Origin of the sequence: Hyphomicrobium sp. 2TAF46 (assembly GCF_052114865.1) — a bacterium.
Taxonomy (GTDB): Bacteria; Pseudomonadota; Alphaproteobacteria; order Rhizobiales; family Hyphomicrobiaceae; genus Hyphomicrobium_B.
Genome location: NZ_JBFRFO010000008.1, coordinates 62,746 through 87,858 on the forward strand (window position 1 = coordinate 62,746; position 25,113 = coordinate 87,858).

A 25,113-nucleotide genomic window follows, 5' to 3' on the forward strand; every position below is an offset into this window, starting at 1 on the left:
GGACGGGAGAGGATGCCCGTCGAGCCGGAGGCTCGCTTATGAAGGGTGAGCCGGAGGCTCGCCTTCGGCGAGATGGGCAGGTGAGGGACTTTCCGTCAGCCGGGGCGCCGCCGTCGGCATCAAGTCCCCTCATCCGGCCTCCGGCCACCTTCTCCCGGCGGGAGAAGGAAACGTCCGCCGCGATCCCGCCGTAAGATTGGGATTGCGCCTAAACGAGATCGGAAGGTGCCGCTGCATTGGCAGTGGCACCACTCCCGGAGAGCTTCAGCACCGTCTCGAGACTATCGGCCTCCGCAGCGGGCTTGTCCCAGCGGATGCGATGAATGCGCGGAAAGCGCATCGCGACGCCGGACTTGTGCCGCGTCGATTCCTGAACCGCATCAAACGCCACTTCGAAAACGAGTTCCGGCTCGACGGCCCGCACCGGACCGAACGTCTCGGTCGTGTGGCCTCTGATCCACTTGTCGATCAGCAACAGCTCTTCGTCGGTGAAACCCGAATACGCCTTGCCGACGGGCACGAGCTGGCGATCGCCGTTCTCGTCCGTGCGCCAGACGCCGAAGGTATAATCCGAATAGTACGACGATCGCTTGCCGGAGCCGCGCTGGGCGTACATCAGCACGCAGTCGAGCGTCAGCGCCGCGCGTTTCCACTTGAACCACTCGCCCTTGACGCGCCCCGCCTGATAGGGGCTTGCGCGCCGCTTCAGCATCAACCCTTCGATGCCCTCCGACCGCGCCGATGACCAAAGCGCGCCGAGTTCGTCGAACGACTTGAAGTCGACGAGGGGCGAAACGTCCGTCAGCCGCGGATGATGCTTCGCGTGCCAGGCTTCAAGCCGTTGGCGGCGCTCGCCGAACGACAGCGCCCGAAGATCTTCCTGACCATCGAACAGAAGATCGTAGAGACGCACATGCGGCGGGTAGGCCGTCATCATCTTTGCCGTCACCGACTTGCGATTGAGACGCTGCTGCAAGTCGTTGAACGGCGCGATCGCACCATCGCGCATGATGAGCAACTCGCCGTCGACGACGCAATCGTGGCCCTGGAACGCTGAGCGGATTTCCGGAAACGCGCCCGAAATGTCGTCGCCCTGCCGCGAGAACATGCGGACCTCGCCGCCACGCGCCGCGACTTGCACGCGAATGCCGTCCCATTTCCATTCGGCCGCGAAGTCTTCTGGCGCGAGGCGCGGCCAATCTTCCTCTTCGATCGGATGCGCCAACATGACGGGCCGGAAAACCGGTTTCGCGCCGGGGTCCGGACGTTCCGCCTTGCCGTCGAGCCATTGGAAAAGTTCGAGATAGGGCGGTGCGAGCGCATGCCAGATCTCTTCGACCTCGGAAACGTCGCGGCCGTAGCTCTCGGCGAGTGCCGTGCGCGCCAGACGTGCCGAAACGCCGACGCGCGGTGCGCCGCCGAGCAGCTTCAGGATCGCCCATCGGCCCGACGCATCGAGCTGATCGAGAAGGTGCCCGAGACGCTCGGTCCGTTCCGCCGTTGTGCCGTTCGTCATCGCATCGATAACGGCGCCGAGCGAGAGTTCTGGCAGCTCGCCGGAGTTGTGTCCGATCTCACCCCACCCCCTACCCCTCCCCGTCAAGGGGAGGGGAGAGTCGGACTTTCCCCTCGACCCGTTCGTCCCGCTGTCTGGGGAAGCCCGCTTTTCCCTCTCCCCATCCTTCATGGGGAGAGGGTTAGGGTGAGGGGCGACAACATGAGACGGCGCTTCGGTCTGCCCCTCACCCCGACCCTCTCCCCGCACGCGGGGAGAGGGAGAAGAACTCTCCGCTGCCAATTCCCCTCCCCCTTGCGGGGAGGGGTTAGGGGTGGGGGTAAGATCAAGAACAAGCTGCTTCGGCTTTTCGCTATCGTTGTCGCTTTTCTCAAGTCGGCTTTCCGCCATCTCCTTTCCCAACGAAGGAACCACAGCGCGATCATCCGGCCAAAGCAGCGCGACAGTTTCCGCCGTATCGCCGACATAGTCGCGCGACAGCCGGTAGAGCGTCGGATCGATGAAGCGGGTGACGAGATCAGTGAGCATGCGTCTCAGCGGCAGCCGGATCGGCACGCCGTCGGTCAAAGCAGCAAGCGCCCAGCCGCGATCGGGATCGGGCGCCGTGCGGAAGTAATGGCCGAGCAGCGCGATCTTCCGATTTCGGCTCTGCGTGTAGACGAGACAATCGAGAAGACTGGCGAACGCGCGCATCGCTATTCGGCCTCCTCGCCGTATCCGACAAGCGCGAGCGCACGGGCCTTGCGGCCGAGCGAGCCGAGATAATGCACGAGCGCGTCTTCGCGACCGTGCGTCACCCAGATTTCTTCGGCCTCCGTTTCGATGACGGTTTGAATGAGTTCCGGCCAATCGACGTGGTCCGAGACGACGAGCGGCAGCTCGACGCCGAGCTGACGGGCACGGCCGCGCACGCGCATCCACCCGCTCGCGAAGGCATTGACCGGATCGCCGAAGCGGCGCGACCAGCGATCGCCGAGCGCCGACGGCGGACACATGACGATACCGCCGCGCATGGATTTCGGATCCGTGTCCGCCACCGGCTGCAGCTGACCGAGATCGATGCCGAGCTTCTGATAGAGCTCCGTCAACGCAATCACCGCGCCATGCAGATAGATCGGCTGGTCGTAGCCCGCATCGCGAACGACGCGGATCATGCGCTGGCACTTGCCGAGATTGTAGGCGCCGATGAGATGCGTTCGGTCCGGCTCGGCCTTGAGCGAAGAAAGCAGCTTCGCGGCTTCGTGTTCCGCCTTCTCGTGGCGAAAAACCGGGAGCGCGAATGTCGCCTCCGTCACGAACACGTCGCACGTCACGAGTTCGAACGGTGCGCAGGTCGGGTCGGCCGCGCGCTTGTAGTCACCCGAAATGACGGCGCGCCGCCCGGCCCACTCGATGACGACCTGCGCCGAGCCGAGGATATGTCCCGCGGGCACCAGGCGCACGCCAACGCCGTTGATGCTGATGGTTTCGCCAAGGGCCAAGGGCTGGAATGCGCCCGCGCAGTCCTCGCCGTAGCGCACCTTCATGATCTCGATGGTTTCAGCCGTCGCGAGCACTGCGCGGTGGCCAGAGCGCGCATGGTCGCTGTGTCCATGCGTTATCACGGCGCGATCGACGGCGCGGCCGGGATCGATATAGAAATCGCCGGGCTCGCAATAGATGCCGGATCCGACCGGGTAAAGCCACGTATCGACGGGAGATGGTGTCGGGGTCATGAACCATTAAACGCGCTGAACTGCAAAGCAGCCAAGCGCGAAACGTCGTTCACGCGATAATGTCGGGAAGCAGCTTGTCCTCGATCTGCGTAATCCGGTCCTTCAGGACAAGCTTCTTCTTTTTCAGCCGCTTGATGAGAAGTTGGTCGGCCGAGGGGTTGCCTTCAAGAGCGGCGATTTCGCAGTCGAGCTGACGGTGCTCGCCCCGCAAAGTCACTAGCTCTTCTCTGAGCTCGCGTTCGTCGCGCCGCTCCATTTCGATTCCCTGCCCGCTGCCCGGTCGATCCAGCCTTTTGGGTGATTGCCCACGAGATGGCAACAGGGCAAAAGCGCGATCCGGGACGATCTTTCTAATCCTATGAATTTATTTTACGAATCACTAAAGGCAAAATTCGGCTTCGTAACAAAAATCAAACATCGCGGCTTTGCCGCAGGAGGCGTTGGACAACCCGGAAAACGTGTGGCACGATTTCAACGTCTGCAACTCTATAGGAGGCAACTGATGACGATTACGGCTCATCTGGCTGAACTCGCGGAGAAGCATCGGGCTCTCGAACAAAAAATAAATCAAGCTGCTGCGAGTCCCGGATCTGACGACATCGAAATACGTAGATTGAAGCAAGAAAAACTGAAGCTCAAGGACGAGATGGAGCGGTTGAGACGGGAAACGCGCCACTAGACCAGCGCGCATAAATTTCCCTTCCAAGCCCTGGCACCGGAGCACTCATCATCGGCTCCGTGCGGGGCTTTTATATTTTAGTCGATTTTCAAACCTCCCGACATCATACCTCCTGTCATCCCGGCCGAAGCGCTGCGCAGCCGGGACCCAGAACGCCGCGAAAAGATACGGATCTCGCGTGTGGCTCTCCCGGATGACAATATCGCGTGCATACCACGGCACAGCCCGCCAATTCCGTCATCCCGGCGAAGGCCGGGATCCAGGCAAGGCGCAGCGCATTCGGCGCGCGTTGTCCCCGCGGAGCGGACCGCACCTGTCGTTTTGTTGAAGCTTGTCTGGGTGCCGACCTTCGTCGGCATGACGTTGAGGAAATATAGGGGCCGCATTCACCTCCGTCATCCCGGCGAAGGCCGGGATCCATCCGAGCCGGAAGTTCATCACAATCTGATGTTTGGACAGATCCCCGCCTGCGCGAGGATGACGTCATGGTGACGACTTGACCTTCCCTCCGATCGCCTGTATTTAACCGAATAGTTATTTAACTAGATGGCTAAATACATGCCAACCGCCGACCGGCTGAGTGAAACATTTGCGGCGCTTGCCGACCCGACGCGGCGCGCGATCCTGGCGCGGCTGGCGCTGGGCGAAACGTCCGTCACCGATCTCGCCGAACCGTTCGACATGAGCCTTCCGGCCGTTTCCAAGCACCTCAAGGTTCTGGAGCGCGCGGGACTGATCGCGCGCGGACGCGAAGCACAGTGGCGCCCCTGCCGCCTCGAGCCGGGGCCGCTGAAGGAAGTCGACGACTGGGTCGAGCACTATCGCAAGTTCTGGGAACAGAGCTTCGATCGGCTCGATGAGTACCTACGTGTGTTGCAGGCGAAGGAGAAAAAGGGTGGCCGCAAAAAATCGAAATGATGGGAGCGAAGCCGAGAGAGAAATTGTCACCACGCGCGTCTTCGATGCACCGCGCGAACTCGTGTTCGCGGCGTTCAAAGATCCCCATCACATCAGCAACTGGTGGGGGCCGAACGGCTTCACCACGACGACGTATACGATGGACGTTCGCCCCGGCGGCCAATGGCTATTTACGATGCACGGGCCTGACGGCACGGATTACCCGAACCGGGTTCGGTACAACGAAGTGAAGGCTCCGGAGCTTCTCGCCTACGATCACGACGCCGGCGAAGAGAGGCCCGACTTTCAGGTGTTCAAGGTCTGGATCACGTTCGAAAGTGAAGGACGCAAGACACGTGTCACACTGCGCCTCCTCGCGGCGACGCGCGAACAGCGCGACGAGATGGCGAAATTCGGTGCCATCGAAGGGGCTCACCAGACGCTCGCCCGCCTCGATCTCCATTTAACAGGCAAGGAAGGAAACGCCGTGAGTAAAAGTACCGAAAATCAGAAGGTGCAGCCGTTCGTCATTTCGCGCATTTTCGATGCCCCGCGCGACCTCGTGTTCAAGGTGTTCACCGATCCGGAGCACATGAAACATTGGTGGGGCCCGAAGGGCTTCAAGGTCATCAGCGCCAAGATGGATCTACGTCCGGGCGGTACGTTTCACTACGGGATGCAGGCGCCCGATGGCTCGACGATGTGGGGACGCTTCGTCTATCGCGAAATCTCCGCTCCCGACCGCGTCGTTTTCATCAATTCGTTCTCGGATGCGCAGGGCGGCATCACGCGCCACCCTATGAGCCCCGATTGGCCGCTCGAATTGCTATCGGTCTTTACGCTCGAAGAACTCGACGATGGCCGCACGAAGCTGACCGTAAACTGGTCGCCATACAATGCCAGCGACGAAGAGGTCGGAATCTTCGACAAGGGCCGCCCGAGCATGACGCAAGGCTGGTCCGGCACGTTGGAGCAGCTCGAAGCTTACCTGGCGCGCATTCAGAAGCGCTGAGCGCCAACGCAACTGCACGGAATGTCATCCTCGGCTTCACGCCGAGGATGACGGCTTTCTTTTTGCTATTATTGCTGCGGCGCTTCTCGGCGTGAAAACGATACCGCATAGGCCTGTGAGCGCATCGGGAAGATCTTATCGTTCGCCGGACCTTCGACGCCGTCGACGACGTTCGTCGGATCGAAGATCGCCTCGTCGCACGTCTTCGCATCCTCGAAATCGGTGATCGAGATCGTGCCGAGAGTAACCGACTTGCGCTTGTCTTCCGGCCAGAGCGCGGTCGGATCGTCGAGCGGATCGCCAGGCTCGCCGAGGATTGCCGTCAACGTGAATTGCACGGGCCCCTTGGCTAGGCGGTCCTTGAGTTCTGGCCGGTAGAAGTCGGCGTCCTTCTTCTTCGCTTCATCGTCCGAGATGCCGGCTTCGCCGCCAACCGGCAGCGCCTTGTACTTGAAAATCTGCTTCTTGCCGTCCGCGTTCGTGAACGTGAAAGCGTGGACGCCCCAATAGTTGACTGTCCCGTAGCTCGCCGGCACCGGACGCGCGTTGAGCCACTCGCCCTGCCGCGTCGAGTTCGGGTTGTCCTTGAAATAGGCTCCGATCTTGTCCTTGTCTTTCGTCGCGACGGTCGTCAGCAGCTTCAGGAATTGATCGGGATCTTTCGCGACGAATACAGGGGCCGAGATCAGCAGAAGGTCCGTGTTGTTCCCCTTACCGAGGTCGAAATGCATGGCAATGCCGCGCACGTTATCCTTCTGCGCATTTGGCGCATCGGGATCGCCGCCGCCCATCGAAAAGCGGCCGATAACGCCGACCGGCGTCTTCGAATTGAAATGCGGGGCCTTGGTGAGGCTCGCGGCGTCGGCCGACGGCACGAAGTTCCCTTTGACGCAGATGCCGTGCGTGTGCGCGGCGCGTACGCCGGGATGCTTGCCGAAAACGGCATTGAGCGCATTGACGAGACTTTCCGCGTCGGCCTCGGCAAAGGCACGAGCCATCGGAACACAGATAACCGCCGCGGCGGCCAGGGCGGCAATGAGCCGGTTGGAAACCATCGAGACACACTCCATTGCAGGGGGTTGTCGTAGGCAAGGACGTTGGTCGAAAGACACTATCGTCATAACGTGCACGATGGATTGTGCACAGAGGGTTACGATGGGAGCAGGGCGCCTCGCGCGTTTTTGCCCCGCCCCGTGAGATCAAATCAATTTAAAATACTCATGTATGGCCGGACGTTAGAGAACGCCCGGCTCAGTTCGATCATTTCTGTGTCACCGATCCGTTATGCTGCGTCCCGCCGCCATTCCGGGAAGGGATCGGCAAGCCGCCTCCAGGCTGAGGTGTCGATCGGTCCGCTCTCGGAGATGGGAAGCAAGCACGCGTCGAGATCCGACTTGATCTTCTCCTTGTCCATGTCGCGCGTGCCGATGAAGACGATCTCTTGCCTGCGATCGCCCCAAATCTTGTGCCAGCCCTTGTCGATGCGCGCGACGAGGCTTTCGTCGCTCGGCCAATTCTCTTTCGGCACAGCGGCCCACCAGTAGCCAATCGCCTCGTGGCGGACGAGGGCCCCGGCCTGGCTGAGCTCCCCGACCCATTGAGGACGCGAGGCCAACCAGAAAAATCCTTTTGCCCGCACGACGCCTTGCCACGATGTGTTGAAGAACGCGTGCAGCTTCGCCGGTTCGAATGGCCGCCGCGCGCGGTAGACGAAACTCGCGATGCCGTATTCGTCGGTTTCCGGCGTGTGCTGGTCGAAGCTGTTGAGCTCTCGGAGCCAAGTCGGATGACGATGCGCCTGTTCGAAGTTGAAGAGGCCGGTATCGAGAATATCGCGCGGATCGACGCGCGCGTGGCTCGTTTCGATGATGCGGGCATCGGCATTGAGCGACCGAATGATCGTCCGCGCCGCTGCGATGTCTTCCGGCTTCGCAATATCGACCTTGTTGAGGATGATGACGTCGGCAAATTCGATCTGCTCGACCAGCAGCTGCACGAGCGGGCGTTCGTCATCCTCGCCTGCGATTTCGCCGCGATCTTTTAGAAAATCCCGCGAGGAATAATCTTTAAGGAGATGCGCGGCATCGACCACCGTCACCATGGTGTCGAGGCGCGCGACGTCCGACAGGCTGCGTCCCGCTTCATCGCGAAACTCGAATGTCGTCGCAACGGGAAGCGGTTCCGCGATGCCGGTCGATTCGATCAGCAGATAATCGAACCGGCGCTCGCCCGCGAGCCGATGCACTTCCTTTAAGAGGTCGTCGCGCAGCGTGCAGCAGATGCAACCGTTCGACATCTCTACGAGCGTCTCGTCCGTCCGCGAGAGATTGGCCCCGCCCATCGCGACGAGATCGGCATCGACGTTGACCTCGCTCATGTCGTTGACAATCACCGCGACCTTGAGACCATCGCGGTTGTTCAACACGTGATTGAGAAGCGTCGTCTTCCCCGCGCCGAGAAATCCAGAAAGGACGGTAACAGGCAAGCGTCGGTCCGGCGTCGCGGCCGTCGATTTCAAGTGAGCGATGATGTCGGAGTCCATGGGCAATCTCCCGGGTTTGAAGACGCTCATATATTCGGATGTTATAACATCCGTCAACTCCAACGGTCTGGGCCCGGGAATCGACGCGAAGTTCTCATCAAAAAAAGCCGCCAGCACCGGGCCGGCGGCTTTTTGCTTTGTTGGCGCACGGTTCGCTACGCGACGACGATGATGTCGACGACCTCGAGCGTATCCGGATCGACGATCGCGACGTGGTCCTCGTCGATCATGAAATATTCGTACCCGCGATAGCTCGGAACGATCGAGATGATCTCGAGGGGTACGGCATAGATGTGAACCGATCGCGGAATCCTGACGCCGACGTTCACGGCGACGCCGATATTATGCGCGGGCGCTACACGATGGCCCGCGAAGGCCGCCCTGACGCGCGTTTTCTGTTCGGGGCTGACGCTGGTGAGAGAGCCCTTTGGGGCGCCCTTGCCTTCCGTGCCTTCGCTCGCGCCGGTGGAAGATCTGTCGTTTCTCGACTTCTCGGAAGCGCCCATCCTGTCGTTGCGGTCGTTGCGATCATTCCGGTCGGCGCGGTCAAATGACTTATGCTTGGCGTTCTGGTCTTCATCTTTGGCTTGCCGATCCCGGCCTTGCCGTTCGCGATCACCAGCCTGTCTTTCATTGTTCTTGAGCTGACGATCGTTATCGCTGGCTTGATGTTTCGAATGATCGCGCGCGCCTTCATCGGCAGCCGAATTTTCTCGCGCCGATCCATGCGCCGCGCCTCGCAAACCGCGATCTTCCTTCATCGAACCACCGAATTCCCTGGATGGTCCAGCGCCCTTTTCCATCGCGTCGCCGCGCACCGAGGAACCGCCGGAGCGTTCCATCGCCGCGCCGCCACCGGCGCCAGCACCCGGCGAGGACGGCCCCGCGCCGCCGTTTGGATCTGCGAGCGCGCACGTCGATCCCGCAACGAGCGCCAGGGCTGCAATCGAGTATTTCAGCATTAGGGAGTCTCTCCTTTGTTGACCTATTTTGTTTGATCGCGACTGCCCCCGCGATTAACCGGTCAACGTATTCACGCGCGTGCTGTTCCAGATCAGAGTGCGCGACGGAAGAAGCTTCAGCAACGAACGGAGAGGCGAGAAATTTCGAGCCATTGCAGCGCGCAATACTGCGCCGCACAAGAACAATCGTTGAAAAAAAGGCATCAAATATTCGAACGTCATTCGAACTCGACTTGTAAGAAGAGCGTTCTCATCATACGATTCCGGCTAAACGAACTAACCAAATGGCGACTGCAATGACCGACACTGCAACAGCCACTCGCCCAGCGGAAACGAGCACGCCCACCCGCGACCTGACGAAAGCCGAGGTGGACCGCTTCCTGTTCGGCAAGCACATCACAAGCTGTCCCGTGTGCGGACGGTTTCGCTCGAACTGCGACGTCGACATTCACATGCTGACCTGCGAGCGCAAATCTTCGTCGAGCAACGCGCCGGTCAATGTCCTGATGATCGTCTGCCAGAACTGCGGCGCGATCCAATTTCACGACCGCTCAGTCATCGCCAAATGGCTGGATTGCCAGCATAAGGTCTGGGTGAAATAGCGAAGTCGCCTTTTGCGATTTCGGCTCGGCGCTCCGCTCCGGCCGCGATGACGGTGAAGAGGGGTGCTCCTATATTTCCTCAACGTCATGCCGACGAAGGTCGGCACCCAGACAATGTCCAACAAAACGACAGGTGCGGTCCGCTCTGCGTGAACAACGCGCGCCGAATGCGTTGCCCGTTGCATGGATCCCGGCCTCCGCCGGGATGACGGGGATGGGGCATCCCCTCTCCCCATTTCTTCAATGGGGAGAGGGCTAGGGTGAGGGGCGGCCGCACGCCGGCATTTGTTGCCGCCCCTCACCCCGGCCTCTCCCCGCTCGCGGGGAGAGTGGGATTTCTTCGTCATCCTCGGCCAACCGCGGCAAGGCCGCGTCGAAGGTCGGCCGCTATTCCAAGACAAAATGAAGTTTCGCGCGGCGGGGTAGGTCTCCGTCGCTCCCGTTTGCCGTTGGAATCTTCAGCGAAGAGGGTCGCGAAGATAACAACCAATGATTGTTGTAAAATAAACTAATCTATCCACAGATGTATGACATCTTCGGGTTCAAATCCCCGGAGGGTCGCGGCATAGTGAAATTCAGCTCCGCAAGATTGGTCGGTTCGAGGGGACGGGGGAATTTCCACATGACAACTCGTGTCATGCGCGTCGCGAGCGTGCGTGTCTGATCGCAAGTCTCATCAGGGTCTCCTCTATCGCCGCGACCTGGACGGCCTGAGGGGCATCGCCGTCGCGGTCGTCGTCGCCTATCACCTGGACCTCCCCATCGCGCCTGGCGGCTTCGTCGGGGTCGACGTCTTCTTCGTACTGTCCGGCTTTCTCATCACCAGCTTGATCGCTGCCGAATTGAAAGCTGGCGCCTTCAGCGTCGTGAGCTTCTACGACCGGCGCATTCGCAGGATCGTGCCCGCGCTCGTCTTCGTCTGCGCCTGCGCGGCCGTTCTGGCGTACATGTTTCTTCTGCCTGGTGAACTGAAACAGTTCGCCTCGAGCCTGATCGCGACAGCGCTATCCGTCAGCAATTTCTGGTGCCTTCTCCATTCCGGCTACTTCGACCACGCAGCCGGAACGCAGCCGCTGTTTCACACCTGGAGCCTTGGCGTCGAAGAGCAGTTCTATATCGTCTTTCCGCTGCTTCTGATGGCCGCCTTCAAGTGGCGGAGGGATCGGGTCGGGGTCATCATCTGGCTCCTGCTGGCGGCCTCATTGCTCTTGAGCGTGGTTCGTCTCGACGCGCATCCCCAAAGCACATTCTTTCTGCTTCCAACGCGCGCCTGGGAATTGTTGGCCGGAAGCGTCATCGCGATGGGCCTCGTTCCGAAGCCGGCATCCCGCCTGGAGTCCGATGCGGCCGTTGCGCTGGGCCTGCTCGCCATCGCGATTGCCGTCTTCAGCTACACATCGAAAACACCGTTTCCCGGATTGGCAGCGCTCCTCCCATGCGTGGGGGCGGCCCTCGTCATTTGGGGAGGGCAAGGCGAAAACACGCCAGGGCGGCTGCTGCTGACCGCCCGGCCGCTCGTCTTTCTCGGGCTGATTTCCTACAGCCTCTATCTATGGCATTGGCCGCTGATCGTGTTCGCGAACCTATTGAACGTCGAGGCGCCGACCGGACTTCAAAAGACCGCCGTCGCGGGAACCTCGATAGCCCTGGCGGCGCTCACATGGCGCTTCATCGAGCAGCCATTCCGGCGGCGTGGTGCAGAAGGATTTTCGCGCCCGGCGATCCTTTGGAGCGGCGGCTTGAGCCTCGGAGCCCTGGTGGCCGCCTCGCTTGTCCTCCATTTGGGGCATGGCATGCCCGGCCGCTTTTCGCAGCAGGTTCTCGATCTCGCCGATGCCGAACACGACTCGAGCCCGCTTCGAGAGAAGTGCCATTTCGACGGAACGGCGAAAGGCAATTACGAAGATACTTGCGTTCTCGGCGAGGCCGTTCCGCCGAAGACCATTGTCTATGGCGATAGCCATGGCGTCGAGTTCAGCGCCGTGCTCGGGTCGCTCGCAAAAACGAGGAGCGAAAGCGTTCGCCAGATCACGGCATCTGCGTGTCCGCCGGCCGCGGATTTTTCACTGCCGACCCGGAAGGAGTGTGGACGGTATAATGCCGCTATGCTTGCGAAACTCGTCACGCTCAACCCGGCGACCATCATCATCGCTGCCAATTCCAGCGCCTGGTCAACGGAAATGCCCGGTCAATATTGGCAGGGGCTGCGCAACTCACTGACGGCGTTGAGCCGCGCCGGACACCGACTGATCGTGTTGGGACCGATCCCGCATCTTCCCAATCACATGCAGGCGCCGGCGGCCATCGCCCGATGGACCGGCCGGGGCCATGACCCGGCAGACTTCAAATTTTCGCAGGACGATCGTTTCCACGACGTCGACGCGAACTTGCGGAGCATCGCCTCGGACGTGAACGCGACCTATGTGCCGCTCGCCCCTGCGCTGTGCAAGGACGAGTGGTGCAGCGCGTACATCGAGGACGCCGTGCTCTATTATGATGATAACCACCTGTCGGTGCGCGGCGCTGGCATCATTGCAAAGAAACTGCTGGCGCCGCTTCTATGGCCGGATGCCAACGCTCCGATCCTGGCCGGCACCCATCCGCTGCCGTAGGTGACGAGCGCACGCGCCCGTCACGCCTCCTTCGCCAGCTCGCGCAGCTTGAACTTCTGGATCTTGCCGGTCGATGTTTTCGGCACTTCCGCGAAGACGATATGCCGGGGCACCTTGTAGCGCGCGAGGCCCGCGCGGCACCACTCGATGATCTCGTCTTCCGTCGCCGAGGTTCCAGGGCGTAGCTCGACGAAGGCGCACGGTGTCTCGCCCCATTTTTCGTCGGGCTTCGCGACGACGGCGCAGAACGCGACAGACGGATGCTTGTAAAGCACCTCCTCGACTTCGATCGACGAGATGTTTTCGCCGCCCGAGATTATGATGTCCTTCGAACGATCCTTGAGCTGAATGTAGCCGTCGGGATGCATGACGCCGAGGTCGCCCGAATGGAACCATCCGCCGGCGAACGCTTCATCCGTTGCCTTGGGATTCTTGAGATAGCCCTTCATCACGATGTTGCCGCGGAACATGACCTCGCCGAGCGTCTCGCCGTCGGCCGGAACTTCCTTCATCGTCTCGGCGTCCATCACGGTGAGGCCTTCGAGCGCGACATAGCGAATGCCCTGGCGGATCCGCTTCGCGCCACGTTCGAGCGGCGGCAGGTCGTTCCACGATGAGTCCCACTCGTTGATCGTTGCCGGGCCATAGGTTTCGGTCAGCCCGTAAAGGTGCGTCAGCTCAAACCCGGCATCCGTCATCGCGGCCATGACCGACGCGGGAGGCGGCGCCGCTGCGTGGTTGAACGCGACGACATGATCGATGGTCTTTTTCTCCTCGTCCGTCGCGTTGAGAAGCGTGGACATGACGATCGGAGCGCCGGACAGGTGCGTGACCTTATGGTTGACGATGGACTCGTACATCGCCTTGGCGCGCACCCACCGCAGGCACACATGCGTGCCTTGAACCATCGTCACCGTCCACGGGAAGCACCAGCCGTTGCAGTGGAACATCGGCAGCGTCCAGAGGTACACCGGAAACCGCGTCATGCCGGTGGATATGGCGTTCGCATAACACATCAGCGCCGCGCCGCGGTGATGGTATACGACGCCCTTCGGGTTGCCCGTCGTGCCCGAAGTGTAGTTGAGCGAGATCGCCTCCCACTCGTCTTTCGGCCATCGCCATTCGAAATTCGGATCGCCCTTGGTGAGGAACGCTTCGTAATCGTCCGCCGACAGCGGTTCGCCCGTCTGCGGAAATTCCGGATCGTCATAGTCGATGATGATCGGCTTCACTGTCGCGAGCGCGAGAGCGGCCTTGATGACGGACGAAAATTCGCGGTCCGTGATCAAAAGCTTCGTACCGGCGTGATCGAGCTGGAACGCGATGACCGCCGGATCGAGCCGCGTGTTGATCGAGTGAAGTACGGCGCCCGTCATCGGCACGGCGAAGTGGGCTTCCAGCATCGGCGGCGTATTGGCGAGCATGACCGATACCGTGTCGCCGACGCCGATGCCGCGATTGCTGAGAGCCGACGCGAGCTGCCGGCTGCGCGTGTAGAATTGTGCGTAGGAGACGCGCGCCTTGCCATGAATGATGGCCGTGTGGTTTGGCGCGGCGACGGCAGAGCGGGAGAGAAACGATAGGGGCGTCAGCGGCTGAAAGTTTGCCGCGTTCTTATCGAGATGCTGCTCAAATGGATTCGTCACGGTTAGTGCCCCGGGGTTCCTGCCTAGCTCCAAGCTCTCGTTTGCCGAAAGCGTTTTGATTGCGATTGACGCTAGCGAAACCGGAAACGTCCGACAATGCCGGATTTATGACCGCCGAGGCTCCGGCAGGTCAAGTTTCGGCGCGTCCAATCCATGTCATGTTTCAAAAGTTTAAGTTGATGTATAAAGCATCATAATTTAGATTTTTTCGATGACTTTTCGCGAGGAGGACAGCACTTGATTACTGCCGCGCAAATGCGGGCTGCGCGTGCGCTCCTCGGTATCGACCAGCAGACGCTGGCGGATCGTGCTGGTGTTTCGTTGCCGACGATCCAGCGCATGGAGGCAAGCGAAGGCAATGTTCGCGGCGTCGTCGATACGCTGACGAAGGTCGTTGCGGCCTTCGACGCGGCCGGCATTGAACTCATCGGCGAGAATATGCCGAGCATGGGTCAAGGGCGCGGCGTGCGTTTCAAGGAACGTCTTCCGGTCAGGACTTCAGCACCGGCCCTGGCGCCAGGGCGCAGAAAGAAAGGCCTGTTCGCGCGCTCGTAGCACTTTCACCACTGCGACGACGACCGCCGACGATTTGACCGACGATCTCGCCGCTCCATGATGGGGACGGACAATGGATATGCCGGCAAGACGCGAAGCCACTCGGGCCCGTCCGAGTCTGGCTGAGCTCTTTACGCCAAAGCTCGTCACGGTTCTGCGCGAGGGCTATCGCTTAGGTGATCTGCGCGCCGATACGATCTCCGGCTTGACGGTCGCGATCGTGGCGCTGCCGCTGTCGATGGCAATTGCCATCGGCTCCGGTCTATCGCCCGAAAAGGGTCTCTTTACCGCGATCGTCGGCGGCTTCCTGATCTCGGCACTCGGAGGCAGCCGATATCAGATCGGCGGCCCGGCGGGAGCCTTTATCGTTCTAATCGCGACAATCGTCGAACAACGAGGCTACGACGGATTGGTTCTCGCGACGATGATGGCGGGCCTGATCATGATCGCTGCAGGGTCCCTGCGGCTCGGGACCTACATCAAATACATCCCGTTCCCGGTGACGGTCGGATTCACTGCCGGTATCGCCATCATTATCTTTGCAAGCCAGATCAAAGACCTGCTCGGTCTCGACATGGCGCATGAGCCGGCGCAGCTTCTCCCGAAGCTTGGCGCGATCGCCTCGAACCTCGGAACGCTCAAACCCGCAACGATCGCGATCTCCCTGCTCTCGATAGCGATTATCGTCGGTCTTCGCCGCATCAGGCCGAACTGGCCGGGAATGCTCATCGCAGTCGGTGCCACGGCGACCGTCGCCTGGGCCTTGGGTCTCGACGTGGCGACGATAGGCTCGCGGTTCGGCGAGGTGCCGCGAATGCTGCCCGCGCCGCATGTGCCGGCTTTCGATCTAGCCAAGCTGCAGGCCGCTTTGCCCGACGCGATATCGATCGCTTTGCTTGGTTCCATCGAGAGCTTGCTTTCTGCGGTCGTTGCCGACGGCATGACCGGACGCAGGCATCGTTCGAATTGTGAGCTGGTGGCCCAAGGCGTCGCCAACGTTGCCGCTGTCACATTCGGCGGTATGTGCGTGACGGGCACGATCGCCCGCACGGCGACCAACGTCCGTGCCGGCGCGCATGGGCCTGTCTCAGGTGTCCTGCATGCGCTGTTCATCCTGCTCTTCATGCTGGTTGCGGCGCCACTCGCCGCATACATCCCGCTTGCGAGCCTCGGCGGTGTTCTCGCCGTGGTCGCCTGGAACATGGCCGAGAAGGAAGAATTTGTAACGCTTCTGAGATCGTCCTGGGGCGATGCCGCCGTTCTGCTGGCAACATTCCTGCTGACGATCTTCGTCGACCTGACGACGGCCATCTCAGTCGGAGTTGCGCTCGGGGCGTTCCTCTTTCTGCATCGGATGGCAGAAGCGGTCGACGTCGAGACCGGTCGCACGCTCATCGCCGGCGACGTGGCGGACACGCCGGAATCGGAACAACCTTCAGGTCAGCCTGCAGGTGCCGCCGGTGACGTCATGGTCTACCGGATTTCAGGCGCATTCTTCTTCGGCGCGACGGCTTCTGTCAGTGCCGTGCTCGACCGGATCGGGGCCCATCCGAAGGCGTTCATTCTCGACTTTGCGGACGTGCCAATCGTTGATAGCACCGCCGCCCGCACCCTCGAGGCTTTTGCCAAAAAGCTCAATCGGGGTGGCACAAAACTATATTTCACCTCCACGACCCGGAGCGTTCGCCGGACGCTCCTCGCCGCGGGTCTGAGAAAGCCACTCGTGCAATATGCGGCTCAAATCGAGGACGCCGTCGCGATGAGCCGCGGAGAAAGACCGGACCGTCGCAACGTCGCGAATTACTCGTCCTCCTGATCCTCGTTCTTGGTGGGCGAGGTCAAACCCTTGAGCTTTGCGAGAACGCGGGCCTGCTCCTGCTCCGGCGTCTCTTCCGCAGCCTCTTCCGGACCCTTCGGCGTCAGGATCTCCGCCCGTGCCGGTGCGGCGCCGGTGGTCTCCGACGTCGGCAGCAGCGTGCCCGCCTTTTCCTCGTCGCCCGCATCCTTCGCCCGGTCGGTACGGCGAGCGGCCTTCTTCACTTCCGCGTCGAGGTCGATCTGCGAGCAGAGGCCGAGCGTCACCGGGTCCTGCGGCGTCAGCTGAGCCGAGTTCCAGTGCGTCCGGTCACGGATCTGGGCGATGGTCGGCTTGGTCGTGCCGACGAGGCGCATGATCTGGCTGTCCTTGAGCTCCGGGTGGTTGCGAAGAAGCCAGAGAACCGCGTTCGGCCGGTCGTGACGGCGCGAGACCGGCGTATAGCGCGGACCCTTACGCGTCTGCGGCAGCGGAGGCAGCTGCACCTTGCTTTCCGCCAGATGGAGCTTGTACTTCCCATCCTTCTCGGCGCGCGCGATCTCCTCACGCGTCAGCTGGCCGTTCGTGACGGGATCCATGCCCTTGATGCCCTGCGCGACCTCGCCGTCGGCGATACCCTTGACCTCGAGCGGATGAAGACCGCAGAACTCGGCAATCTGATCGAATGAGAGCGCCGTGTTTTCCACCAGCCAAACGGCGGTGGCTTTCGGCATAAGGGGGCGGCGGTCGCTCATGGGTGTCCTCTTTCGGTCTTTCGCGGTGGGGGTCGCGAAAGCCACTTAAAACGGTAAATTAAGGGAATTGCCCTTTATAACGCGTCACGAGGCCCTGACGCAAGGCTCAAAGCCACCGTGCCTGCAACAAGGCCGCAGCCAGAAGCGAGCCGCCGCGGTTGCAGCAGGCGTTTGTGACGGGTTACTGTCACCCAAAAAAGGGCCCGTTCGTCGATTGGCCCACATAACGTGCAGGGATGCCTGAATGCTCGCAACCGCCGGCCGGACAAAATATTTCGAGGATTTAGAGGTCGGGCAGGAAGCCTCGATGTCGAGGATTGTCGGAGAGGCGGACATCGTCGCCTATGCCGCTCTCTCGGGTGACTACAACCCCGTTCACCTCGATTCCGAGTACGCCGCCAAGACGATATTCAAGGAGCGCATCGCGCACGGCATCCTGTCCGCCGGTTACATCTCGGCCATTTTCGGGATGAAGCTTCCCGGCCCCGGCGCCATTTACGTGTCCCAGTCGCTGTTCTTCAAAGGCCCGGTGAAGATCGACGATCGCGTTGAAACTCTCGTGAGACTGGTCGAACTGATCCCCGACAAAAAACGGGCGCGGTTCGAGTGCATCTGCACGGTTGCCGGCAAGCCCGTCCTCACGGGCGAAGCGGTATTGATGGTGCCGGCACGGCCGCGATAAGCGCAGATACCATTCCGCAGTACTCGAGAGGACCGGGGCGAGGCCGCATCAAGCATGCACGTCATCCATGGTCACAAGCACGTTCTGCCGGAATTTCGCGGCTCCGCCATCGCCATCGGAAATTTCGATGGCGTGCATCGCGGCCACCGCGCCCTGATCGCTGAAGCCAAGAGGCACGCGCGCGACGCAAAAGCGCCCTCGGCCGTGATGATCTTCGAGCCGCATCCGCGCGAATTCTTCCAGCCGGACGAAACGCACTTTCGTTTGACGCCGCTGAAGCGGAAGATCGTGCTGCTCGAGACGCTGGGGATCGACGTCGCATTCGTCGAGCCCTTCAACGCCGAGCTCGCCGCGCTCACCGCCGAGCACTTCATCGAGCGCGTTCTCGTCGCCGGGCTTGGCGTCGTTCACGTGGTCATCGGCTACGATTTCTATTTCGGCCATAAGCGCGGCGGCAATCCGGAGCTGATGGTTCGCGCAGGGGAAGAACTCGGTTTTGGAGTGACCGTCATGCCGCCGATTGCTGAAGCAGGCGAACCGTTCTCATCCTCCGCCGTGAGGCTCTATCTCGCCCAGGGCGACGTCAAAGGCGCAGCCCACGTGCTCGGCGAAAATTGGCGGGTCACAGGCCGGGTCGTCGGCGGCGCCAAGCGCGGCACCGGCATGGGCTATCCGACCGCCAACCTGCCGATGCCGAAAGGCACGACGCTCGGCCACGGGATTTACGCGGTCCGGGCATATTTCGACGGCATTCCGCACGACGCGGCTGCCTATCTCGGCACCCGGCCGACCTTCGACGATGGAATGCCCGTACTCGAAGTCTTCCTGTTCAATTTTACCGGCGACCTCTACGGCCGCGAGATGGAGGTCGAATTCATCGACTTCATACGCGGCGACCGCAAATTCCACTCGGTTGACGAACTTGTCGCCCAGATGGACGAAGACATCGCCAAGGTTCGGGCGGTGCTGGCGAAGGCTTAAACCCTGACCCGTCATCCCCACGTAGGCGGGGATCCGTCCAACTTACCGGCCTGGATGGATCCCGGCCTTCGCCGGGATGACGTTCTAAAAAGCGGTTCCGGCGTGACCGGGCCGCGCAGGATGACTTGACGGGCGCACCTTGCTAGAACCCGCGCAGATTTCCATTGGATTTGAAAGTTTAACCGATGTCGAAAGACTCAAAGGCTGCCGGAAAAGCTGGCGCTGCAACTGAAGCTTCGCCGGCCGAGGGCGGCCGCGACTGGGGCAAGACGCTGTATCTGCCGCAGACGGAATTTCCGATGCGCGCCGGCTTGCCGGAACTCGAGCCGAAGCTTCTGAAGCGCTGGGACGAAATCGGCCTCTACGAGAAGCTACGCACGCAGTCGAAAGGCCGCGTGAAGTTCACGCTGCACGATGGCCCGCCCTACGCCAACGGCAACATCCACATCGGCCATGCGCTCAACAAGATCCTGAAGGATCTCGTCGTCAAATCGCAGCAGATGCTCGGCCACGATTCCAACTACGTGCCGGGCTGGGATTGCCACGGCCTGCCGATCGAATGGAAAATCGAGGAGCAATACCGCGCCAAGGGCAAGGAGAAGCCGAACTTCTCCGATCCGGCCGCCATCAATGCCTTCCGCGACGAGTGCCGCAAGTTCGCCGCCCATTGGCTGAACATCCAACGCGACGAGTTCAAGCGCCTGGGCGTCATCGGCGACTGGGAGCGTCCCTATTCGACGATGGACTACCGCGCCGAGAGCATCATCGCCCGCGAGCTGATGAAGTTCGCGGCGACCGGTCAGCTCTATCGCGGCTCGAAGCCGGTCATGTGGAGCGTCGTCGAGAAGACCGCGCTGGCCGAGGCCGAGGTCGAATACCAGGACTATCAGTCCGACATGATCTGGGTGAAGTTCCCGGTGAAGCCGGTCATCGAGAACGAAGAGTACGCCGCCGCCGAAACGCCCCCCGAGATCCATCCCGAGGCGACGCCCGAGAATTTGCTCGGCGCATCCGTCGTCATCTGGACCACGACGCCATGGACGATCCCCGGCAACCGCGCAATCAGCTTCTCGTCGCGCATCCAGTACGGCCTCTACGAGGTGACCGAAGCGCCGGAGAACAATTGGGCGAAGAAAGGCGATCGCTACATCCTGGCCGACAAGCTCGCCGCCGATGTGATGAAAGCGGCGAAGATCGAAGCCTATGAGCGCCGCTGGCCCGTGAGCGCCTTCGAGCTCAATCATCTCGTCTGCGAGCATCCGCTGCGCGATCTGGGCTACACGTTCGACGTGCCGCTGCTCGATGGCGATCACGTGACCGACGATACCGGCACGGGCTTCGTCCATACCGCGCCCGGCCACGGCGCCGACGACTACATCATCTGGATCAAGAACCAGAAGGCGCTGCGCGATCGCGATATCGACACGACCGTGCCGTTCACCGTCGACGCCGACGGTGTGATGACCAAGGCCGCGCCGGGCTTCGAAGGCAAGCGCGTGCTGAAGGACAACGGCGACAAGGGCGATGCCAACGACGCCGTCATCAAGGCGCTGGCTGAAGCGGGCAACATCATCGCGCGCGGCCGCCTGAAGCATCAGTATCCGCACTCGTGGCGTTCGAAGAAGCCGGTCATCTTCCGCAACACGCCGCAGTGGTTTATCGCGATGGATAAGTCCCTTTCCGCGCTCGATGACCAGCGCTCCGAAGGCGAACCGGCCGACGCGATCAGAAGAAATCATAACGCGCCAAGCCTTCGCCAGATTGCGCTCGACGAAATCAAGCGTGTCGCGTGGGTGCCGGCGGCAGGAGAGAACCGCATCACCGGCATGATCGAGAACCGGCCCGACTGGGTCGTATCCCGGCAGCGCGCCTGGGGCGTGCCGATCACCGTCTTCCGCAATACGGAGACCGATCAGGTTATCCCCGGACCGGGCTTTGAAAAGTCGGACGAACTGATCGCGCGCATCGAAAAAGCCTTCGCCGAAAAGGGCGCCGACGTCTGGTTCGAGGAGGGCGCCAAGGAGCGCTTCCTCAAAGGCTTCGTTCCCGCGAAAGATCTGAAAAAGTGGGAGCAGGTCAAGGACGTGCTCGACGTCTGGTTTGACTCAGGCTCGACGCACGCCTTCACGCTCGAAGATCCGACGGCGTTTCCGGGCTTCAAAGGCTTGAAGCGCAAACGCGATGGCGGTCAGGACCGGGTGATGTACCTCGAAGGTTCGGACCAGCATCGCGGCTGGTTCCACTCGTCCCTGCTCGAAAGCTGCGGCACGCGCGCAGAAGCGCCCTACGACATCGTGGTGACTCACGGCTTCGTCCTCGACGAGAAGGGTCAGAAGATGTCGAAGTCGCTTGGCAACGTCGTCGCGCCGCAGGACGTGATGGCAAAGTCCGGCGCGGACATTTTGCGGCTCTGGGTGGCGGCATCCGATTATTCGGATGACCTTCGCATTGGCAACGAAATCCTGAAGACGTTCTCCGAAACCTACCGCAAGTTGCGGAACACGCTGCGGTGGATGCTCGGCGCGCTTGCGCATTTCAAACCCGAGGACGCCGTTAGCCTGAAGGACATGAAGCCGTTCGAGCTTGAACGGCTGATGCTGCATCGTCTCGCCGAGCTCGATCATGAAATCCGCAAGGCTTACGAGCACTACGACTATCGCAAGATCGTCGGCCTGCTGTCGCAGTTCATGAACACCGAGCTGTCGGCGTTCTATTTCGACATTCGGAAGGACGCGCTTTATTGCGAAGCGCCGTCGAGCATGAAGCGAAAGGCGGCGCTGACCGTCATCGACAAACTTTGCGACACGTTGATCCGGTGGCTCGCGCCGATCCTTTCGTTCACGGCGGAAGAAGCCTGGCTTCTCTATCGGCCCGACGAAGCCGAAAGCGTCCACCTGCTGCCGTTCCCGAAAATTCCGCGCGAATGGCGCGACGACAATCTCGCCGCCAAGTGGGACCGCGTGAAGGAAGTCAGAAGCGTCGTCACCGGCGCACTCGAAATCGCCCGCGCCGAAAAGAAAATCGGCTCGTCGCTCGAAGCGGCGCCTGACGTCTACGTCACCGATCCCGATCTGATGTCGGGGCTCGACGGCGTCGATATGGCGGAAGTTTCGATCACGTCGGACATTTCGATTTCGACCCAGCAGCCCCCGGAAGGCGCGTTCACGCTTCCGAACGAGCCCGGTGTCGGCGTCGTCGTCAAACGCGCGGAAGGCAGGAAGTGCGCACGCTCGTGGCGCATCACCAAGGACGTCGGCTCCGATCCCGATTACCCCGAGCTGTCCGCGCGCGATGCGGCAGCCATGCGCGAGATCGATTCCGGAGCGGCGGCATGAGCGAGGCGGCGGAATCGAGAAGCGTCGTCTGGAGTAGATGGGCGCTGCTGGCGCTCATTGTCCTCGTCGCGACGGTCGCCGTCGATCAGGCGCACAAGTTCTGGATGCTGGAGATCTATGGCATCGAGGCGAAGGGCCGCGTCGAGGTCACGCCGTTTCTCGATCTGGTGTTCGTGAAGAACATCGGCGTCAGCTATTCGCTGTTCAATCAGGAAAGCGCCGAGGGCCAATACATGCTGGTCGCGTTCGCGGTTCTGGCGAGCGCCGGCCTCTGGTTCTGGTTGAATTGGAGCAAGGGGAGCCGGCTGATGGCGGTTAGCCTCGGCCTGATCATCGGCGGCGCCATCGGCAACGCCATCGACCGCCTGCGAATCGGCGGCGTCGCCGATTTCATTTCGCTGCACGCCTTCGGTTTCCACTGGTATGTCTTTAATGTCGCTGACGTAGCTATCGTTGCTGGCGTTATTGGCCTGTTGTATGAGTCATTCAGGGGCGAGTCGCATTAGCGCCGCAAAGTCGGCTTATCCGGGCTCGGGGGCGTGTCGATCGAAGACACGGGCAAATAAGCATGTCATTGAATTCGGTGCACAAAATCGGTCTTGCCATCGCGCTTTCGCTGTTCGTGGCGGGCTGTGGCGGCATTGACGGCGTCCAGCTCAACGGCAAGGTTTTCGACGCCATGGGCCTGAACGGCGACGGTGGCCCGAAGGGTGATCCCAAGATGGCTGTGCGCCAGCCTCTCGTCGTGCCGCCGGGCCTCGAGGCCCTGCCGCCTCCGGGTAGCGGCAAGGCAGAACAGCCGTCGCTCGCCGAAATCCAAGACCCCGACAAAAAGCTGAAGGTGTCGCAGGCGGATCTCGAACGGCAGCAGGCCGAATACTGCAAGAAGAACTACGAAGAAGCGAAGTTCCGTGGCGATTCCTCCGCCGATTCTGCGAAAGGCCCGTTGGGCTCATGCGCGCCGTCGATCCTCTCTTCCGTCAAGAAGTGGACGACCGGATCAACCAACTCCGACGACAGCGACGACGATTCTCAGAGCCAGTAAGTTCTGTTCAGCCGCCTCATAATCAATTCTTTTCTGCCGCATAGAAATGCTGATTCGGCCGCATATTTCCGGCCCGAGATGAACGCCTTGTCATTTGACATTCATCTGCCAAGCGCCGCTCATTGGCGAAACTTTTCGCACTGGCGAACGTCATTCTAGACTCAAAGTAATCCCCGCTTTTCGCTTTCGGTTTAGGATGAAAAACGTCAGGCAGCGCTTTAACGCTTACGGATCGAAGGATCTCCATAATGCGTCTTGCGACGTCCTCCCGATTTAGCCTCTTAACCCTATTGGCAATGCTCATGCTCGCAGTGAATCCACAAGCCCACGCCGCCGACGGCACGACCCGCGCCAGCGAGTTCAAGCTCGCGAACGGCATGGACGTGGTCGTAATCCCCGACCATCGCTCGCCTGTCGTCACGCACATGGTGTGGTACAGGGTCGGCGCCGCGGACGAAGTGCGCGGAACCTCGGGCATCGCCCACTTCCTCGAGCATCTGATGTTCAAGTCGACGGACAAGATTCCCGTCGGCGAATTCTCGAAGATCGTTGGCCGTCTCGGTGGCCAGGACAACGCCTTCACCGGCAACGACGCGACGGCCTACTTCCAGCGCGTCTCGAAAGACCGTCTCGGCAAGATGATGGAGATGGAAGCCGACCGCATGGTCCATCTTCGCCTCGATGAAAAGGAAGTGCTGACCGAGCGCGACGTCATCCTCGAGGAACGCCGCTCGCGTATCGAGAACAATCCGTCGTCGATCCTCGATGAGCAGATGAACGCGGCGCTTTATCAGAACCATCCTTACGGCAAGCCGGTCATCGGCTGGTACCACGAGATGGCGAAGCTCTCGCGCCAGAACGCGCTCGATTTCTACAAGCACTATTACGCGCCGAACAACGCCATCCTGGTCGTCTCGGGCGACGTGACGGCCGACGAAGTTCGCAAGCTTGCGGACGAGACCTACGGCAAGATCCCCGCAAACCCGACGGTGCCGTCGACGCGCCAGCGGCCGACCGATCCGCCGCAGCTCGTGGCACGCCGCTTGACGCTCAAAGATCCGCGGGCCGGCAACTATTCGTTCCAGCGCTATTATCAGACGCCGAGCTACGTCACGGCTAAGCCGGGTGAAGCCGAAGCGCTCGACATCCTGATGAAAATCGCAGGCTCGGGGTCGACCAGCCGCATCTACAAGAAGCTTGTCGTTGAATCGAAACTCGCATCGAGCGCTGGCGGCGACTATTCGGGCTACGGCCTCGATGGCGGAACGATCTCGCTCTACGCGGTTGCCGCCGACGGCGTGCCGCTGGAGAAGGTCGAGGCCGCGGCCGACGACGTTCTGGCCAACATCGTCAAGAACGGCGTCACCGACGCCGAGCTGACCCGCGCCAAGAACAGCTACCTCGCCGACTACGTCTACGACAGCGATAACCAGGCGACGCTGGCGCGCCGCTACGGCTGGAACCTCGCGGTCGGCCGCACCGTCGCCGACGTCGAGGCCTGGCCCGCGAACATCTCGAAGGTGACGGCGGACGACGTCAAGAAAGTCGCCGCCAAGTATCTCGATCTCAAGGACTCGGTTACCGGCTATCTCATTCCTGATCAGTCCGGCGTAGCGCAGGCCCAAGATCTTCCCGCCCCATCACCGTCCGGCGAATTGAGGTGAAATTGATGATAGGTTTTTATCGAACGGCTGCTGTGCTTGCTCGCAAAGCAGTCCGTCCCAACATTGCCTTGGCCCTTCCGGTGCTGGCTGTGTTGTTCACTGCATCCGTCAGTCACCA

General features: G+C 61.2%; 21 protein-coding genes. 13 read left to right on the top strand and 8 right to left on the bottom strand.

Translation table 11 applies throughout. From position 1 onward, the window contains the following. Positions 1–208: 208 nt before the first annotated feature. The 3 genes from AB4Z24_RS16980 to AB4Z24_RS16990 are packed head-to-tail and all read right to left on the bottom strand — an operon-like array spanning position 209 to position 3,487. Positions 209–2,209 carry a cisplatin damage response ATP-dependent DNA ligase gene (locus tag AB4Z24_RS16980; protein WP_441710183.1) on the bottom strand — a complete coding sequence of 667 codons (2,001 nt, stop codon included), beginning with the start codon at positions 2,207–2,209 and terminating at the stop codon, positions 209–211. 2 nt (positions 2,210–2,211) lie between these two features. Then, entirely contained in the window at positions 2,212–3,231 is a 1,020-nt protein-coding gene (locus tag AB4Z24_RS16985) for a ligase-associated DNA damage response exonuclease (RefSeq protein ID WP_441710185.1), read from the bottom strand. A gap of 49 nt (positions 3,232–3,280) precedes the next feature. Further along, positions 3,281–3,487, bottom strand: a complete 207-nt coding sequence (locus AB4Z24_RS16990; protein ID WP_290995038.1) for a DUF465 domain-containing protein — start codon at positions 3,485–3,487, stop codon at positions 3,281–3,283. Positions 3,488–3,733: 246 nt separating this feature from the next. Here AB4Z24_RS16990 and AB4Z24_RS16995 point away from each other — a divergent pair, with 246 nt between their 5' ends. From AB4Z24_RS16995 to AB4Z24_RS17005, 3 genes are all read left to right on the top strand, one after another. Further along, positions 3,734–3,910: a YdcH family protein gene (locus AB4Z24_RS16995; RefSeq protein ID WP_441710449.1), complete on the top strand. Its 177-nt coding sequence runs from the start codon at positions 3,734–3,736 to the stop codon at positions 3,908–3,910. A gap of 558 nt (positions 3,911–4,468) precedes the next feature. Then, on the top strand, positions 4,469–4,828 hold the full coding sequence (locus AB4Z24_RS17000) for an ArsR/SmtB family transcription factor (RefSeq protein ID WP_441710187.1): 360 nt from the start codon (positions 4,469–4,471) through the stop codon (positions 4,826–4,828). Beyond that, positions 4,806–5,819 carry an SRPBCC family protein gene (locus tag AB4Z24_RS17005; protein WP_441710189.1) on the top strand — a complete coding sequence of 338 codons (1,014 nt, stop codon included), beginning with the start codon at positions 4,806–4,808 and terminating at the stop codon, positions 5,817–5,819. Before AB4Z24_RS17000 ends, AB4Z24_RS17005 begins: the two co-directional genes overlap by 23 nt. A gap of 68 nt (positions 5,820–5,887) precedes the next feature. On the opposite strand, the gene AB4Z24_RS17010 is transcribed toward AB4Z24_RS17005, so the two are convergent. The 3 genes from AB4Z24_RS17010 to AB4Z24_RS17020 form a co-directional block, all read right to left on the bottom strand. After that, positions 5,888–6,874: a catalase family peroxidase gene (locus AB4Z24_RS17010; RefSeq protein WP_441710191.1), complete on the bottom strand. Its 987-nt coding sequence runs from the start codon at positions 6,872–6,874 to the stop codon at positions 5,888–5,890. Between the two features lie 227 nt (positions 6,875–7,101). After that, entirely contained in the window at positions 7,102–8,361 is a 1,260-nt protein-coding gene (zigA, locus tag AB4Z24_RS17015; protein WP_441710193.1) for a zinc metallochaperone GTPase ZigA, read from the bottom strand. Between the two features lie 155 nt (positions 8,362–8,516). Beyond that, entirely contained in the window at positions 8,517–9,323 is an 807-nt protein-coding gene (locus AB4Z24_RS17020) for a DUF1236 domain-containing protein (RefSeq protein ID WP_441710195.1), read from the bottom strand. Between the two features lie 296 nt (positions 9,324–9,619). Between AB4Z24_RS17020 and AB4Z24_RS17025 the strand changes: the two genes are divergently transcribed. Together AB4Z24_RS17025 and AB4Z24_RS17030 are read left to right on the top strand one after the other, a co-directional pair. After that, the gene (locus AB4Z24_RS17025) at positions 9,620–9,925 is read left to right on the top strand and encodes a hypothetical protein (protein ID WP_290995023.1); all 306 of its coding nucleotides are present in this window, start codon (positions 9,620–9,622) and stop codon (positions 9,923–9,925) included. Between the two features lie 656 nt (positions 9,926–10,581). Further along, positions 10,582–12,537 carry an acyltransferase family protein gene (locus AB4Z24_RS17030; RefSeq protein WP_441710197.1) on the top strand — a complete coding sequence of 652 codons (1,956 nt, stop codon included), beginning with the start codon at positions 10,582–10,584 and terminating at the stop codon, positions 12,535–12,537. 20 nt (positions 12,538–12,557) lie between these two features. Here the strand turns inward: AB4Z24_RS17030 and AB4Z24_RS17035 are convergent, their stop codons facing one another. Further along, the gene (locus AB4Z24_RS17035; protein ID WP_441710198.1) at positions 12,558–14,183 is read right to left on the bottom strand and encodes an acyl-CoA synthetase; all 1,626 of its coding nucleotides are present in this window, start codon (positions 14,181–14,183) and stop codon (positions 12,558–12,560) included. Positions 14,184–14,420: 237 nt separating this feature from the next. On the opposite strand from AB4Z24_RS17035, the gene AB4Z24_RS17040 reads away from it, so the two are divergent. Both AB4Z24_RS17040 and AB4Z24_RS17045 read left to right on the top strand, forming a co-directional pair. Further along, positions 14,421–14,738 carry a helix-turn-helix domain-containing protein gene (locus AB4Z24_RS17040; RefSeq protein ID WP_441710200.1) on the top strand — a complete coding sequence of 106 codons (318 nt, stop codon included), beginning with the start codon at positions 14,421–14,423 and terminating at the stop codon, positions 14,736–14,738. A 73-nt stretch (positions 14,739–14,811) separates the two neighbouring features. Beyond that, positions 14,812–16,554: a SulP family inorganic anion transporter gene (locus tag AB4Z24_RS17045; protein WP_441710202.1), complete on the top strand. Its 1,743-nt coding sequence runs from the start codon at positions 14,812–14,814 to the stop codon at positions 16,552–16,554. On the opposite strand, the gene AB4Z24_RS17050 is transcribed toward AB4Z24_RS17045, so the two are convergent. Next, a complete protein-coding gene (locus AB4Z24_RS17050) occupies positions 16,539–17,288 on the bottom strand; it encodes a DUF1013 domain-containing protein (RefSeq protein WP_441710204.1) in 750 nt (249 codons plus the stop codon). The genes AB4Z24_RS17045 and AB4Z24_RS17050 overlap by 16 nt on opposite strands. A 244-nt stretch (positions 17,289–17,532) precedes the next feature. Between AB4Z24_RS17050 and AB4Z24_RS17055 the strand changes: the two genes are divergently transcribed. The 6 genes from AB4Z24_RS17055 (at position 17,533) to AB4Z24_RS17080 (ending at position 24,995) form a co-directional block, all read left to right on the top strand. After that, a complete protein-coding gene (locus AB4Z24_RS17055) occupies positions 17,533–17,970 on the top strand; it encodes a MaoC family dehydratase (RefSeq protein WP_290995010.1) in 438 nt (145 codons plus the stop codon). Between the two features lie 54 nt (positions 17,971–18,024). Then, the gene (locus AB4Z24_RS17060) at positions 18,025–18,951 is read left to right on the top strand and encodes a bifunctional riboflavin kinase/FAD synthetase (RefSeq protein ID WP_441710206.1); all 927 of its coding nucleotides are present in this window, start codon (positions 18,025–18,027) and stop codon (positions 18,949–18,951) included. A gap of 185 nt (positions 18,952–19,136) precedes the next feature. Beyond that, positions 19,137–22,286: an isoleucine--tRNA ligase gene (ileS, locus tag AB4Z24_RS17065; protein WP_441710208.1), complete on the top strand. Its 3,150-nt coding sequence runs from the start codon at positions 19,137–19,139 to the stop codon at positions 22,284–22,286. Next, the gene (gene lspA, locus AB4Z24_RS17070; protein ID WP_441710210.1) at positions 22,283–22,792 is read left to right on the top strand and encodes a signal peptidase II; all 510 of its coding nucleotides are present in this window, start codon (positions 22,283–22,285) and stop codon (positions 22,790–22,792) included. The genes ileS and lspA overlap by 4 nt, the downstream gene beginning before the upstream one ends. A gap of 62 nt (positions 22,793–22,854) precedes the next feature. Next, a complete protein-coding gene (locus AB4Z24_RS17075; protein WP_441710212.1) occupies positions 22,855–23,331 on the top strand; it encodes a hypothetical protein in 477 nt (158 codons plus the stop codon). Between the two features lie 302 nt (positions 23,332–23,633). Further along, positions 23,634–24,995 carry a M16 family metallopeptidase gene (locus AB4Z24_RS17080; protein ID WP_441710214.1) on the top strand — a complete coding sequence of 454 codons (1,362 nt, stop codon included), beginning with the start codon at positions 23,634–23,636 and terminating at the stop codon, positions 24,993–24,995. Positions 24,996–25,113 lie beyond the last annotated feature (118 nt).

Excerpts from the sequence above, each read along its gene's own strand:
- AB4Z24_RS17045 (WP_441710202.1), top strand. The coding sequence starts at position 14,812 with ATGGATATGCCGGCAAGACGCGAAGCCACTCGGGCCCGTCCGAGTCTG.
- AB4Z24_RS17020 (WP_441710195.1), bottom strand. The coding sequence starts at position 9,323 with ATGCTGAAATACTCGATTGCAGCCCTGGCGCTCGTTGCGGGATCGACG.
- AB4Z24_RS16995 (WP_441710449.1), top strand. The coding sequence starts at position 3,734 with ATGACGATTACGGCTCATCTGGCTGAACTCGCGGAGAAGCATCGGGCT.
- AB4Z24_RS17075 (WP_441710212.1), top strand. The coding sequence starts at position 22,855 with ATGTCATTGAATTCGGTGCACAAAATCGGTCTTGCCATCGCGCTTTCG.
- ileS (WP_441710208.1), top strand. The coding sequence starts at position 19,137 with ATGTCGAAAGACTCAAAGGCTGCCGGAAAAGCTGGCGCTGCAACTGAA.
- AB4Z24_RS17000 (WP_441710187.1), top strand. The coding sequence starts at position 4,469 with ATGCCAACCGCCGACCGGCTGAGTGAAACATTTGCGGCGCTTGCCGAC.
- AB4Z24_RS17055 (WP_290995010.1), top strand. The coding sequence starts at position 17,533 with ATGCTCGCAACCGCCGGCCGGACAAAATATTTCGAGGATTTAGAGGTC.
- AB4Z24_RS17050 (WP_441710204.1), bottom strand. The coding sequence starts at position 17,288 with ATGAGCGACCGCCGCCCCCTTATGCCGAAAGCCACCGCCGTTTGGCTG.
- AB4Z24_RS16990 (WP_290995038.1), bottom strand. The coding sequence starts at position 3,487 with ATGGAGCGGCGCGACGAACGCGAGCTCAGAGAAGAGCTAGTGACTTTG.
- AB4Z24_RS17060 (WP_441710206.1), top strand. The coding sequence starts at position 18,025 with ATGCACGTCATCCATGGTCACAAGCACGTTCTGCCGGAATTTCGCGGC.
- AB4Z24_RS17010 (WP_441710191.1), bottom strand. The coding sequence starts at position 6,874 with ATGGTTTCCAACCGGCTCATTGCCGCCCTGGCCGCCGCGGCGGTTATC.
- AB4Z24_RS16980 (WP_441710183.1), bottom strand. The coding sequence starts at position 2,209 with ATGCGCGCGTTCGCCAGTCTTCTCGATTGTCTCGTCTACACGCAGAGC.
- lspA (WP_441710210.1), top strand. The coding sequence starts at position 22,283 with ATGAGCGAGGCGGCGGAATCGAGAAGCGTCGTCTGGAGTAGATGGGCG.
- AB4Z24_RS17080 (WP_441710214.1), top strand. The coding sequence starts at position 23,634 with ATGCTCGCAGTGAATCCACAAGCCCACGCCGCCGACGGCACGACCCGC.
- zigA (WP_441710193.1), bottom strand. The coding sequence starts at position 8,361 with ATGGACTCCGACATCATCGCTCACTTGAAATCGACGGCCGCGACGCCG.
- AB4Z24_RS16985 (WP_441710185.1), bottom strand. The coding sequence starts at position 3,231 with ATGACCCCGACACCATCTCCCGTCGATACGTGGCTTTACCCGGTCGGA.
- AB4Z24_RS17025 (WP_290995023.1), top strand. The coding sequence starts at position 9,620 with ATGACCGACACTGCAACAGCCACTCGCCCAGCGGAAACGAGCACGCCC.